This is a genomic window from Streptomyces sp. NPDC013157 (assembly GCF_042899865.1).
GTDB lineage: Bacteria > Actinomycetota > Actinomycetes > Streptomycetales > Streptomycetaceae > Streptomyces.
On record NZ_JBIBAK010000001.1, the window covers coordinates 75,110 to 88,312 of the forward strand.

Here is a 13,203-nt window from a genome sequence, read left to right on the forward strand (position 1 = left end):
GTGGCATGTCCCACCCGGCGGACTCCGTCATGGCCGCCCAGGTGTTTCCGGTGGCCCTGGGCCAGGGGAACGTGTCGGAGAGGCTGGGGCACGGTGGTTCCGGTGGCTTCACTCATTTCTTCGTCGCCATCGTGGCCGTATCGATCGCGGCCGCGTAGGTGTCGCGAAGCCGGCGCTTGAGGATCTTCCCGTAGGCGCTTGTCGGCAGCGCGTCAGTGAACCAGACGTGGCGGGGCTTCTTGTAGGAAGCCATGTTGGCGCGCGCGAAGTCGATGACCTTCTCGGCGGTCAGGTCCGCGCCGGGGACCGGGACGATCACCGCGGCGACGACTTCCCCCCATGTGGCGTCAGGGACGCCGATGATGGCGATCTCATGGACGCCGTCGAGCTTGCCGAGGACGTCCTCGACCTCCTTGGCGTAGATGTTCGAGCCGCCGCTGATGATCATGTCCTTGATGCGGTCGGTGATGAACAGGTAGCCCTCTTCGTCCAGGTAGCCGGCATCGCCGGTGTGGAGCCAGCCGTCTCGGATCGTCTCCGCGGTGGCGTCGGGGCGGTTCCAGTATCCGCCCATCACCAGTTCGCCGCGGACGCAGATCTCCCCGGTCTGGCCTGCCGGGAGAGCGTTGCCTTCCGGATCCATGATGCGGATGCGGGTGGCCATCGTCTCCCGTCCGGCGGACCGCAGTCGTTTCAGGGCGGCCGGGTCGCCATCGATCCGATGGGCCGCCTTGGGCAGACACGTGATGGTCGCAGCGGCCTCGGCCTGGCCGTAGAACTGGATGAAGACGGGCCCGAAGACGCGCAAGGCTTCTTCCAGGTCCTTCAAGGGCATGGGTGCCGCGCCGTAGACGACCGACTTCAGGCTGGACAGGTCGAAGTCGCCTGCGTCGGGCGCGTCGAGGAGCATGCGGATCATCGTCGGGGCGAGCATGGTGGCCGTGACGCCTAGCTTCTCGATGGTGCTGAAGACGGCGGCCGGGTCGAAAGACAGGTTCTCCGGGAAGGCATGTGCGGCACCGACGGCGATGTGGGGCAGCCCTACGCTGGTCGAGCCGTGGGAGATCGGAGCGAGGTGAAGGATCACGTCGGTGGCGGCCAGGTCCGGACCGAGCTCGACGAGGAAGTGCTGCGTCATCGCCAGCAGGTTCCGATGGGTCTCGATCGCCCCCTTCGGCTTGCCTGTCGTCCCGGAGGTGTAGAAGACCCAGGCCGGGTCATCCGGGTCGATGAGGATGTCGGGCCGTGTCGGTTCCTCGGCCGAGATCCAGTCCTCCCACGCCTCATAGCCCTCGACCCGGCCGCCGAAGGCGACCCAGTGTTCGACCGTGGGCAGGGTGCCGCGCAGGTAGGCGATGCGGTCGGCGAGGTCGATGTCGACGATGACGATGCTCGCACCTGAGTCGGTGATGGCGTGGCGGTGGTCGTCGGTGTGGCCACGCGGGTTGAGTGTCACGGCACCGCACCCGGCGGCGATGACACCGAAGTAGGACTCCATGCCCTCGTACCTGTTGGTGGTGAGGATGACGACACGGGAGCGCTGTTCGGTCCGCTTCAGGATCGCGTTGGCGAGCGCTGCGACTCGGGCCGCCCCTTGAGCGTAGGTGACCGTCTCGCGATGGGTTGCCACCCACAGCGGTCGGTCCGGGTGTCGCTGGGCGCTGCGGAAGAGAAGGTGGGCGAGATCCATGTGATGTCGATTCTGCGTGGCGGTTCGCGGGCTCATGCCTTGAGGAAGCCGTGGGCGTGGAGCTGGTCGGTGAGCAGCCCGAAGGTCTTGTCGATGCGGCTGACGATGCTGTCGACCTGCTCGGGGGTGATGATCAGGGCGGGCGTGAGCATGAGGTACTCACCGAAGGCGCCGTTGTTCATGCGCCGGCCACCGATCAGCAGACCGTTCTCCATGGCGATGCGGCGGAACTCGATCGCCGCTCTGGCTGCTCCGGGGAACGGCCGCTTGGTCTGGCGATCGGCCACGATCTCGATGCCGCACATCAGTCCCCGGCCACGGACGTCGCCGATGATCTCCCAACGTCGGGCGAGATCGTCGAGCCGGGACCGAAGCAGGTGACCCATCTCGGCGCCGTTCTCGATCAGGTGGTGTTCACGCATCTCGTCGAGGACGGCGATTCCGGCGGCGCAGGAGATGGGGTTGGCGTTGTAGGTGTGGGACAGATCGAACCCGCCCACCGCGCGAAGGCGTGCGACAAGGTCGGCTGAACAGGCGATGGCCGCCAGGGGAACGTATCCGGCACCGAGGCCCTTGGCGATCACGGCGATGTCCGGGAGGGCGTCCGGGACATGGTGTGCGGCCAGGAACCGTCCGGTTCGGGTGGCGGACATGACCTCGTCGAAGACCAGGAAGACGTCATGACGGTCGCAGATGTCACGCACCGCGCGCAGGTAGGAGTCCGGTGCGACGTTGGCGCCGGTCGCCGTGCCTCCCACAGGCTCCATGATGAACGCGAGCACGTTCTCCGGCCCGAGCTCGACGATCGTTCGCTCCAGCTCCGCGGCAGCCCACAGCGCGCCTTCCTCGGACGTCATCCCCGTCGGCGGACGGTAGGTCAACGGCGCCGGCACCTTGGTCGAGGGCACCGTCATGTCGCCCCACAGAGCGGAGTACTCGGCGTCGCCGCTCCAGCCCATTGTGGCCAGGGTGCCGCCGTGGTAGCCCGGGTTCAGGGAGATGACCTTCCGCTTGGCCGGCTTGCCCGCCAAGTAGGCGCACTGGCGTGCCAGTTTGATGGCCATCTCGTTTGCCTCGGAGCCGTCGTTGGAGAGGTGAACCCGTTCGAAGCCGGGGCCGGCCATCTCTGCAATGCGTGCGGTGAGTTCGAAGTTTGCCTCGTGACGGCTGAAGCGGACGTAGGAGAACGACATCCGGCGGCCCTGCTCCACCATCGCGTCGACGACCCGCTGATTCCCCAGTCCGATGTTGGCCACTGCGGCACCGGCGTTGGCGTCGAGGTACCTCGTGCCGTCGGCGGTGAGGTAGTAGAGACCTTCCGCCTTGACAATGAGAGGGCGCGGGACATCGGACGGTGAGTAGAACGCCTCTTGGTGGTTACCCAGGCCCTGACGAATCACCAATGTGGTCCTCCTGGTTGCCAATCGTTTGGCTTAACTGTAGGACCATGCTCTGTGCCGGTTCAACGTAGGTCATGAGCAATTAACAAACGGACCGGAAACGAAACTTGCACGGCATATCAGCCAGGCAGTCTTGGCCATCGCTTGTAATTTGTTACTCGCGTGGCGACGACGTTCGGTTCTGGGGGAGGGCGGTGCCGGTGTGGGGGGTATGACGATGAAAGAGCTGGCCGATTTGGCCGGCGTCGATGTCTCGACCGTGTCCCGCGCGCTCCGAGGAGACACCAAGAGGGTTGCCGCCGCCACCATCGAACGCGTTCAACGGCTCGCGGCCGAGAAAGGCTATGTGCCCCATGCGGTTGCCTCAAGCCTGCGTAGTGGTCGCTCGCGGACGCTCGGACTCGTGGTGCCGACCCTGAGTGACATCGTCATGGGAATACTGGTCACCGCGATGGAAGAGGCCGCGGAAGAACTGGGATATGTGTCCACCGTGGTCGCCACCCATGGCCAGCCGATGCTGCGCAGGCAAGCGGTCGGGCGGCTCGTCAACCGGAAGGTCGATGGGCTCGTTCTCTGCGATGGACAGATCGGCCATGACGATCCCGTGACCCATGCCCTGAACGACGTGCCGCACATGTACGCGATGCGTCGGGGGGCCAGCGCGGCCTCGGTCGCGGCTGACGACCGCCGTGGTGGCGCCCTGGTGGCCAAGCACTTCCTGGAGCTGGGACATCGGGCGATCGCGGCCGTGCCCGGGCCCCTCGACGCTCAGACGGCCCATGACCGGCTCCAGGGTTTCACTGCCGCGCTTCACCGCCACTCGGTCGGCGCTCTGTCGGTTTCCGAGCACGGCGGGTTCGAGGTCCAGGACGGGCATCGGTACGTGCACGCGTTGCTCGACCGTCCGGAACGACCGACCGCGATCTTCTGCACCAACGACCACACTGCGATTGGCGCCGGCCGCGCGATCGCGGACCGCTCCCTGAAGATCGGCGAGGACATCGCCCTGGTGGGGTACAACGACATCCCCCAAGCGGCATTCTTGGAGACACCGCTGAGCAGCGTGAGCACCGACCTGACGCTCATGGGAACGTCAGCCGTCCGGCAACTGGTCGGGCTGATCGAGGGGAATCCCGCACCCGGGCTGTTGATCGAGCCGACTCTGGTTGTCCGGGCCTCCTCGGGTCGGAGCATCACGCCGGGATGATCGTGTTCGTGGCTGCTGACGGGCTCGCCGGTGACGCGGTCGACGCGGGAGCGCCGGTTGATCCGGCACCGGGTCAGGACCGCGTGGACGATCGAGGGGGGACATGCCCGGCAGGCCGACGATCCGGACCGGGCCCAGACGCTGTCCGAGCATGGACTCGACCGACCTGCCCGGCAGTGAACCTGGACTAGGTCAGTTCACGCGGGATCTCGGCGACTGAGCGGTGTTCATAGAAGTTCTCGCCGTTCTCTGTCGCTCTGAGCACTTCCTCCACGAGGTACTGCTCGGCATCGAAGGTCACCGCACACGTGGCACTGACCTCGACCCGTGTCGTGTGCCGGTTCAGGGTCCGCGTCACCTGCGTCTGCCAGCGTGCCCGGGTGGGATGGACGCTGTCGGTCTCGGCGACACACCGGTCGGCATAGCCGGCGACGACATCGACGCCGTCAATGGGCTCCTCGGTGTATGCGGTCTCGGTGACCAGGGCGACTCGGCTGTCGGCAGCACGTGGTTCCGGCACCGCCGTCCAGTCGGGTGCCGCGTCCGTTCTCAGGGCGGGTGCCGTCGCCGCTTGCGCCGGCGGGACGTTGTCCAGCAGCGTCAACGACAGTGAACTCGTAGGACCCGTTTCCAGGGTGAGGGCGACCCTGTGAGGGGGCAGGGCGGCCACCGGCCAGAACGTCGACGAGACGGCCACCCGGATGCGGGAACCCGTGCGGATGCGGCGGGCCACGAAGCGAAGGTCGAGCCCGACGTCGTAGAACTCGCCTGGTACGAGTGGCGCCGGCCGTTCGGAGCCGTCGCGGTGGGTCAGGTTCAGGACGCCGAAGCTCACTGGCCAGGACCTGCCGTCAGCCGTGACCTCGGTAAGGCGAACACCCAGCATGGCGACGGGTTGGTCGGCGGACACCCGAAGACGGACCCGGGGCCGCCCGATGAAGACGACGTCGTTGCCGAGCGGTTCGGAGTCGAAGGTGAGGCTCTTCTCGTCGTCGTCGGACTGGTCGCCTGCCACATGGGCGGCGCCCTTGTCGGGAGCGCCCCATTCCGGCCATCTCAGCCCGACCACACCCTTGTCGGGTACCGGGAGCCGCACAGGATCTGCCGTCTCCGGCACGAGCCGGTCCACATCGAAGTGGTAGGTCAGGCCGGCACCGGCCGACGGCCACGAGTCAACGCTCGCCCAGTGGCCCGGCACATCGGAGCCGAGACCCGATTGCGCGGCGGCGCCGTCTTGGACGTAGACCCGCAGCACCGGCTCCCGCATGAGCTCCGACTCGTCGCCGGCCAGCCAATGCCGCCACCACCGCAGTTCCTCGGCCAGCCAGTCCATCCGGGGTCCCGGCACGCCGTGCTGCGGGAAACTGTGTCCCCAGGGGCCGATGATCGCCTTGCACGGGCCGCCGGTGTTCCGCAGCACGGAGTCGGCCTCGTCGACCCACCCGTCGAGCTGGCCCCCGACGAAGTAGATCGGGCAGTCGATCGCCCCGTACGCGGCTCCGGGGGAACTGGTCGCCCAGTAGTCGTCGGCCCGCTGGTGGGTCACCCAGAGCGCCCCGACGGCGTCGACCGCCGCAAGCCTTTCCCGCCACATGTCCCGCCACCGCTCGCCGACCACGGCCGGGTCCGGGGGCATACCGAGAACGGTTCTCAAGGCCGCTGCCCACTGCACGTTGGTCAGACCGAGAGAGCCGCCGTGCCAATGCAGGTCACGCGCGAAGCGGTCTCCGCAGGCGCAACAGACGACGACGGCCTTGAGCGGGGCGGGGTTGCGCGCCGCAGCGTACAGGCCCACGTTCCCGCCCCAGGAATAGCCGCGCACACCAACTGACCCGTTGCACCACGGTTGACGTGCGAGCCACTCAATGATCTCGACGAGGTCGTCGGTCTGTGATTCCTCGAATTCATCGCCTGCCACGCCCGCGGACTCGCCCGTGCCGCGGATGTCCACCCGGATGAAGGCGAAGCCGCCGGCGGAGAGCCGGTCGCCGGTCTCGTCGTCGAGCGAACGCGTGAGGTCACGGGTCCGATACGGCAGATATTCAAGGACGACGCCGACGGGCCGGGCGGCGGCATGACCGGGGAGCCACAACCGTGCGCTGAGCCGGGTGCCGTCGTCGAGGGGTACCCAGAACGGTTCGACGCGCCGGATGCGGGCGTTGTCCGCCTCCCTGAGGAGCAGCTCACGATCGGTGTTCTGCTTCGTCACGATCCGCCTTTCCCTGGGCGTTGGTCGTGCGGGCCGACGGAAATGGTGATCACCGTCCTCCGGGACCTTCATATCGTCTGCGGCGGCGTGCTGGCGACCAGCCTCGGCGACGCCGACACGAGTTCGCGGGTGTAGTCCTCTGCCGGGAGGCTGAAGAGCTGGTCGGTCGAGCCTTCCTCGATCACTTCGCCGTCGCGCATGACGAGCGCCCGGTGGGCGATGGTACGGACCACGCCGAGGTCGTGGCCGACGAAGACGATCCCGGTTCCCGTCTGCTGCGACAGATCGGTGAGCAACTCCAGCACAGCCGCTTGAACCGACACGTCGAGCGCGGAGGTCACCTCGTCGCACAACAGCAGGCGCGGCTTCGCGGCGAAGGCACGAGCGATGGCGACGCGCTGCCGCTGACCTCCGGAAAGCTCGCGCGGAAACCTGTGCGCGAACGAGGTCGGCAGGCGCACGGAGTCGAGGAGCGCGGCGACGGTGGCGGCCTCCTCGCCTCGGTCGACGTCGTCACGGAAGAGGCGGATCGGGCGGGTCAGGATCTCTGCGATCGTGTGCCGGGGATTGAGCGTCGAGTCATGGTTCTGGAAGATCATCTGGATCCCGCGGCGGACCTCCTTGGGACGGTTCGCGATCTGCGGGTCGAGCCGCTCGGCGTCGAAGGCGAGGTAGCCGTCCCACTCGGGGGCCAGGCCGGCGATGACGCGCAGGAGCGTCGACTTGCCGCTGCCACTCTCGCCGACTATCCCGACGCGTTCCCCCGGACCCACCCGCAGTCGCACCCCGCGGAGCGAGGGGACGGACGCGCCGCGATACGTGAACCAGATGGCGTCGGCGCTGAGCAGCGGACGCGCCGCTTGTCCCGTGCCCGAGGTGAGTGCCGGCCGGGGACGGCCGAGGACACGGTGATCATCGAGTTCGGCGACCCGCAGGCACCGGACCGTGTGCGATGAGCTGACCTCGACGACCGGCGGATGGGTCGTGGTGCACTGGTCACTCGCCGAGGAACACCGCGGAGCGAAAGCGCAGGCGTCAAGAACGACGGAGCCCGACGGAGTACCCGGAATCCCCGGGACGAGACGGCCTTCCTCGCTGCCCGCCGTGACGTCGCACAGAGCGCGCGCGTAGGGGTGGCGCGGCCTGGTGACGAAACTCGCCATGCCGCTGCGCTCGACGATCTCCCCGGCGTACATGACGGCGATGTCGTCGGCGACTTGCCCCAGGAGGGCGAGGTTGTGGCTGATGTAGAGAGCCGACAGCTCGCGCTGCTCGACAAGGCCCCGCAGCAGCTCGGTCATCCGGGCCTGGGTCGTCACGTCCAAGCCGGTGGTCGGTTCATCGAGCAACAGGACCCGTGGCTCTCCTGCCAGCGCGATCGCGAGCGAGAGACGCTGCTGCTGGCCGCCGGAGAACTGAAACGGATACCTCTCCAACGCTCGGGCGGGGTCTGGAAGGCCCATCTCGGTGAGCAGGTCGATCTGGCGATCGCGCAGCGCCTCACCCCGAAGACCGGTGTGCTGTCGCAGTACCTGGGTGAGCTGCTTGCCGACCGTGGTCCCCGGATTGAGCGACATCGCGGCGCTCTGCGGAACGTAGGCGATCTGGCTGCCCCAGAGCTTGCGCCGGTCAGCCATCCGCAGTGTCAGGAGATCGGTCTCGCCGTCCAGCAGCGATTGGCCACCGAGGACCCTGACCCCCCGCTTGACATAGCCCAGCGCGGCAAGCGCCGCGGTGGACTTGCCCGACCCGGACTCGCCGGCCAACCCGAGGACCCTGCCCGGCCGCAACGAGAAGTCGACCCCCTCGACAACGCGCTTCACACCGCCGCCCGCGGTGACGTAGCCGACCGAAAGGGCACGCACTCCGAGCGTCACCGCATCATCCATGCCGACCGTCATTTCTCGACCACTTTCTCGTCCCCGGCCACGTGCTGCGCAATGGCTTCCGCAGTCAGATTGAAGGCGACCGACACCAGCGCCAGCGCCGCTGCGGGTGCCAGGACCGCGAGGGGCGAGAAGGTCAGTCCCCCGCGATTCTCGTTGATCATCAGTCCCCAGTCCGGGTGCGGAGGCTGCGCGCCGAGACCGAGGAAACTGAGGGTGGCGATCGCGATGATGCCGTACGTGATCCGCAACGCGACGTCAGCCGCCACAGGCGCCACGATGTTGGGCGCGATCTCGCGCAGCAGCACCGAGGACATGGACTCTCCCCGCGCCCGTGCCGCCAGGACGTAGTCCGCGCTGATCTGATCGTTGACCAGCGTGCGAACGGTACGCCCGGCGCGCGGGGCATCCGCGACCACCACGACCAGGACGAGGACCCAGAAGGAGGGCTTGAGAGCGGCAACGGCGATCAGCGACAGGAGAAGCACCGGCATCGAGATCACCAGATCGAAGGAGCGCCGAAGAAACCCGTCGAGGCGTCCACCCCGATACGCGGCGACCGCGCCGAGTCCGCCCCCGATGAGAACGCTGATCACGACCGCGACGAGCGGAATGAGAAGGACTTGTCCGCCGCCTTCCAGGAGCCTGCTCAACACGTCGCGGCCCAGTTCGTCCGTGCCGAGGAGGTGAGCGCCGGACGGCTTGCTGAACGGAGGCGCCAGATTGATCGCACGTGGGTCATAGGGCGCCACGAAGCGACCAAAGACGATCACCGTGAGAATGACACCGCCGAGCCCGACACCGATCTTCCCCGCGACCGACGAGAGTGTCCCCCGTATCAGGCCGACGCGCGGTGCGAGCGAGAGCTCTTGCGTGTCCAGCGGCGTTGGCGTGGTGGTCATCGGCTCAGCCTCAGTCGCGGATTGAGAGCGAGCGTCAACAGATCAGCGAGGAGAAAGACCACGAGGACCACCGTGGCGAGGATCAGCGCGATCGCCTGGACCGTGATCGCGTCACCCTGGGCGATGGCCTGGACGAGGTGATCACCGATTCCGGGAAAGGACGTCACTGTCTCGATGGCGACAAGTCCACTGACGGCGAACACGATGTTGAAGGCAGCGGCGTTGATGATGGGAGCGGCGGAGTTGCGCATCACAAAGTCCCAATGGATCGTTCGGGATGGGAGACCGCGAAGTCGCGCCGCCTCCACGAATGGAGCCTGAAGTCCCTCGTGAACGGCCGTGCGCACGAAACGGTACATGTGAGGGATGATCGCGACAGCGACCGTGAGCGCCGGCAGGACGTAGGCCATGATCTGCTGGGTGCCGGTGCCGAACGCGAACGCCGAGCCACTCTCGATGGGCAACCAGCCCAGCCACACACCGAAGATCATGAGCAGCCCGAGTCCGATGACGAATTCGGGTGTCGCCGCCAGAGCCACACTGGCCATCAGGAACCCGATATCGCTCCGGCTCCCCTTGCGTCGCGCCATGAAGGTGCCGAGCGCGATGGACGAGGGAATGCCGATGACGACCCCCAGTCCGGCAAGCGTCAATGTGCGGGCGAGTTCAGGCAGGATCACTCCGGCGACCGGCCGATTGGTGATCGGTGAAACTCCCAGATCCCCGGTCACGGCATGCCCGAGCCAGGACAGATACCTCGTGGGAAGCGGGTCGTAGAGCCCGTGAGCCGTCGCGTACGCGTCCAACTGGTCACGGGTCGCCGTCCGTCCGACGGCTGCGCGCGCGATCTCCTCGGGGGACTTGTAGTTCATCGCGATGAAGATGAGGACCGACAGGACTCCGAGAGCCAACAGCGTCCAGCCGATCCTCGCCGCGAGCCTAGTGGCCGTCCGCATGACCGGGCCTCCAAGTGCAGTGGGCTGCCGGCGCCGCATGTCCCGCCATGACAGTCGAGGGCCGAACGGCGGGTCCAGGTGCCGGCTCGGGCAGGGTGTGCGGCCCCGTTAGGCCTTGAGCCACATTCGCTCCCATGCGTACATCGGGCTGTAGAGGTCGCCCTGTACCCGAGCGCGGGATGTCTGGACGATGGGCACGAAGAAGTCGATGATGCTGCCCGAGTGGTTCGCCGTATACGCCAGAGCTTCCGTGAGGATGGCGTTGCGCTTGCTGTCAACGGGCTCGGACAGCACCCGGTCGAGGTATGCGGTCAGCTTGCCGTCATTGTCGAAGCCGGTTCCGTTGTAGGCGCCACCCTTCTGGAAGAAGTTGTTCAGGACCGAGTAAGCCGACACCCGCTGGGCATAGTCGTGGAACATCGGCACCTGACCGAACACGCGGTCGAAGTAGGTGTCGACAGGGACCTGTTGCACCTTCACTCGGATGCCCGCGGGCTTGACGACCTCCGCGTAGGCCTGACTGAAGGCTGTCATGCCGGGCTGGAACTCGGCTGTCGGAAGTTCGACGTCGACTCCGTTCGCGTAGCCGGCCTCCGCGAGCAGCTGCTTCGCCTTGGCTATGTTCTGCGGTCTTTCCCCGATCGACCTGGGATAGGTCGCGTCGTCCAGCGGGACCGGCACGTCTCCGGTGATCGTTCCCAACTCGCCCAGCACGGCCTTGCGTATCGCATCGCGGTCCGCCGCCAGCTTGAAGGCCATCACGACACGGGGATCGTTGAACGGCTTCTTGTCGAGCTTCATGTGCAGGAAGTAGGTTCGAACAGCGCGCTGGTCACCCGTCAGGGCCGGGGACGTGAAACGAGAGTCACCCTTCAACTGCCCCACGGACTTGGGATCCAAGGAGTCCGTCCAGTCGATGGTGCCGGCACCGAGTGCCTGCAGCACCGTCGACGCGTCGACGTGGGTGTTCTGAATGCCGTCCAGGTACGGCAGGCCGGCCTCAAAGTAGTTCTCGTTGCGGACGACCTCGAAGGACTCGCCAGGCTTGAAGGACTTCAACTTGAACGGGCCGGTGCCGATCGCATTGCTGGTGCCGAACGACGACTGCTTCTCCTTGACGACGCCGGCGGCGTAGCCGGCGAGCGCCTCACCGAGGAATACGTTGGGGGTCTTGAGGGACAGCTTGAGCGTGGTGTCATCCACCACCTTGATGCCGTCGGGGTCGAGGCTGCCGACAAGCCGTGCCCTGAGCGGCGATCCGACGCCCTTGTCGAGGAGCCGAGTGATCGTCCAGGCGACGTCTTTGGCCGTCAGCGGCGTGCCGTCGTGGAACTTGACGCCGGAACGCAGATGGAAGACCCACTCGGCACCGTCCTTGTTGATCTCCCAGCTCTTCGCGAGCTGCGGCTGGAGTGTGAAGTCGAGACCGGTTCGGACGAGAGTGCTGTACAGCATGCTCGCCAGCCAGCCTGCCGTCGAGGAGAAGCCCACCGCCGGGTCCGTGCTGTCCTTCGTGCTGACGTCGCCGATGGCAGTGCGAAGGGTTCCGCCCTTACGGGGCTTGCCTGTGCCCCCGGCTGTCGACGTCTCGCCGCTCTCCGAACTGCACGCGGTGAGGAAGCCGCCGAGCGTCAGTACCGAGATCCCGGCCGTGGCGCCACCAATGAACTTTCGTCGCGACACGTTGCTCTTCGCCGCGTCTGTGACGAAGTCACGATTCTCATGGTTCACGTTCTTCCCTTTGCTGCTCGGCAGGGCCGGGACCGGCCGGTGCCCCGAACTGTTCACCAAACGATTGGCATGAGGCTAAGGGCGATGTGTTACGTCTCAATGCCAGCATGTCGGGACGTCGTAAAATCGATGTTTCAATCCGGCTGTACGAATTGTCGGTGCCACCGCCCAGGGCATGTCTGAGTGGGTGGCGGTTGAAGTAGGCGGGTCGGCCTTGATGCCTCGATCGGGTGGGCGCCGGGTTCCACTCTCCGGCAGGTCGGTCAGGTCGTCGCAGGAAGTGGAGCTTCTTGGGTTCCCAGCGGCGGGCGGGCCCGGTCAGGGCGAGCATGGGCAGCCAGGCCGGCAGATGGAGCGCGATCTGGACGATCTCCAGCCAGATCTGGTTCTGCGCGGTGCCGTGCAGGGGCAGGTTGCGCAGGCCGGTGTCACGGGCAGCCCGGATGCGGTCCTCGGCCCGGGCCCGCTGGCGGTGCCGCAACTCCAGCCGCGCGATCGGCGCGCGCTGGGTGTTCGTCGCGAAGCAGGTCAGCAGCATCCCGTCGGCGTCGGTGAAACGCAACTGCGCTCCGGGATACCGCCGGCGGGCACTGTCTCCTGGTCGTCAAGGGCAACCAGAAGAAGCTGCGCCGGCAACTGCGCCGCCTGCCCTGGCGGCAGATGCCGCTGCTGGACCGCACCCGCACCACCGGGCACGGACGTCGCGAGGTCCGGCGGCTGAAGGTGTGCACCGTCGAAGCCGGGCTGCTGTTCCCGCACGCCGTCCAGGCCATCGAGATCAAGCGACGCCGCGTCAACACCAAGACCGGCAAGGTCCAGACGAAGACGGTCTACGCCGTCACCAGCCTCACCCCCGGCCAGGCCGACCCCGCCCGCCTGGCCGAACTTGTCCAGGGCCACTGATCCGTGGAGGCCCTGCACCACGTGAGAGACGTGACGTTCGCCGAGGACGCCTCCAAGATCCGCACCGGCAGCGCGCCCCGCGCCATGGCCACCCTGCGCAACCTCGCCATCGGCCTGATGCGCCAGGCCGGCTGGACCAACATCGCCGCGCAGCAGACCACTATCGTTCACGCCCCGACTACGCCACCGCACTCCTCAAGATCACCTGCTGAGAACGCATCAGCCCTGCCACACCACCCAGCTGGGGATCCCTCACTGAGCGGCTCGCCAGCTCGGGTGCGGCCGGCATCACAGCGCCGAACTGCTCGTACGCATGGGT

The 13,203-nt window shown here is 67.0% G+C and carries 9 protein-coding genes and 1 pseudogene; 2 read left to right on the forward strand and 8 right to left on the reverse strand.

Going from position 1 to position 13,203, the window contains the following annotated elements; translation table 11 throughout:
• Positions 1-112 precede the first annotated feature (112 nt).
• Positions 113-1,690 carry a class I adenylate-forming enzyme family protein gene (locus ACFY6U_RS00335; RefSeq protein ID WP_390034328.1) on the reverse strand — a complete coding sequence of 526 codons (1,578 nt, stop codon included), beginning with the start codon at positions 1,688-1,690 and terminating at the stop codon, positions 113-115.
• A gap of 32 nt (positions 1,691-1,722) precedes the next feature.
• Positions 1,723-3,090 carry an aspartate aminotransferase family protein gene (locus ACFY6U_RS00340; RefSeq protein WP_390035164.1) on the reverse strand — a complete coding sequence of 456 codons (1,368 nt, stop codon included), beginning with the start codon at positions 3,088-3,090 and terminating at the stop codon, positions 1,723-1,725.
• Positions 3,091-3,301: 211 nt separating this feature from the next.
• Here ACFY6U_RS00340 and ACFY6U_RS00345 point away from each other — a divergent pair, with 211 nt between their 5' ends.
• Positions 3,302-4,297, forward strand: a complete 996-nt coding sequence (locus ACFY6U_RS00345) for a LacI family DNA-binding transcriptional regulator (RefSeq protein ID WP_390034329.1) — start codon at positions 3,302-3,304, stop codon at positions 4,295-4,297.
• Positions 4,298-4,484: 187 nt separating this feature from the next.
• Here ACFY6U_RS00345 and ACFY6U_RS00350 read toward each other — a convergent pair whose 3' ends face one another.
• The 6 genes and pseudogenes from ACFY6U_RS00350 to ACFY6U_RS00375 all read right to left on the reverse strand — a co-directional run.
• Complete coding sequence (locus ACFY6U_RS00350) at positions 4,485-6,506, reverse strand: CocE/NonD family hydrolase (RefSeq protein ID WP_390034330.1); 2,022 nt, start codon at positions 6,504-6,506, stop codon at positions 4,485-4,487.
• A gap of 68 nt (positions 6,507-6,574) precedes the next feature.
• Positions 6,575-8,407, reverse strand: coding sequence for an oligopeptide/dipeptide ABC transporter ATP-binding protein (locus ACFY6U_RS00355; RefSeq protein ID WP_390034331.1), 1,833 nt, complete (start codon positions 8,405-8,407; stop codon positions 6,575-6,577).
• Positions 8,404-9,294 carry an ABC transporter permease gene (locus tag ACFY6U_RS00360; protein ID WP_390034332.1) on the reverse strand — a complete coding sequence of 297 codons (891 nt, stop codon included), beginning with the start codon at positions 9,292-9,294 and terminating at the stop codon, positions 8,404-8,406. The genes ACFY6U_RS00355 and ACFY6U_RS00360 overlap by 4 nt, the downstream gene beginning before the upstream one ends.
• Positions 9,291-10,289, reverse strand: a complete 999-nt coding sequence (locus ACFY6U_RS00365; RefSeq protein ID WP_390034333.1) for an ABC transporter permease — start codon at positions 10,287-10,289, stop codon at positions 9,291-9,293. The genes ACFY6U_RS00360 and ACFY6U_RS00365 overlap by 4 nt, the downstream gene beginning before the upstream one ends.
• Before the next feature lie 69 nt (positions 10,290-10,358).
• Positions 10,359-11,981 (reverse strand): ABC transporter substrate-binding protein, encoded by a 1,623-nt coding sequence (locus ACFY6U_RS00370; protein ID WP_390034334.1) that lies wholly within the window; start codon positions 11,979-11,981, stop codon positions 10,359-10,361.
• Positions 11,982-12,264: 283 nt separating this feature from the next.
• Positions 12,265-12,564: pseudogene (locus ACFY6U_RS00375) on the reverse strand (transposase); the annotation flags it as partial.
• A 77-nt stretch (positions 12,565-12,641) separates the two neighbouring features.
• On the opposite strand from ACFY6U_RS00375, the gene ACFY6U_RS00380 reads away from it, so the two are divergent.
• Positions 12,642-12,884 carry a hypothetical protein gene (locus ACFY6U_RS00380; protein ID WP_390034335.1) on the forward strand — a complete coding sequence of 81 codons (243 nt, stop codon included), beginning with the start codon at positions 12,642-12,644 and terminating at the stop codon, positions 12,882-12,884.
• Positions 12,885-13,203: the final 319 nt, after the last annotated feature.

Bases quoted from the DNA above. Each gene is read 5' to 3' on its own strand.
- ACFY6U_RS00360 (WP_390034332.1), bottom strand. From the start codon at position 9,294: ATGACCACCACGCCAACGCCGCTGGACACGCAAGAGCTCTCGCTCGCA.
- ACFY6U_RS00345 (WP_390034329.1), top strand. From the start codon at position 3,302: ATGACGATGAAAGAGCTGGCCGATTTGGCCGGCGTCGATGTCTCGACC.
- ACFY6U_RS00355 (WP_390034331.1), bottom strand. From the start codon at position 8,407: ATGACGGTCGGCATGGATGATGCGGTGACGCTCGGAGTGCGTGCCCTT.
- ACFY6U_RS00335 (WP_390034328.1), bottom strand. From the start codon at position 1,690: ATGGATCTCGCCCACCTTCTCTTCCGCAGCGCCCAGCGACACCCGGAC.
- ACFY6U_RS00380 (WP_390034335.1), top strand. From the start codon at position 12,642: ATGCCGCTGCTGGACCGCACCCGCACCACCGGGCACGGACGTCGCGAG.
- ACFY6U_RS00365 (WP_390034333.1), bottom strand. From the start codon at position 10,289: ATGCGGCGCCGGCAGCCCACTGCACTTGGAGGCCCGGTCATGCGGACG.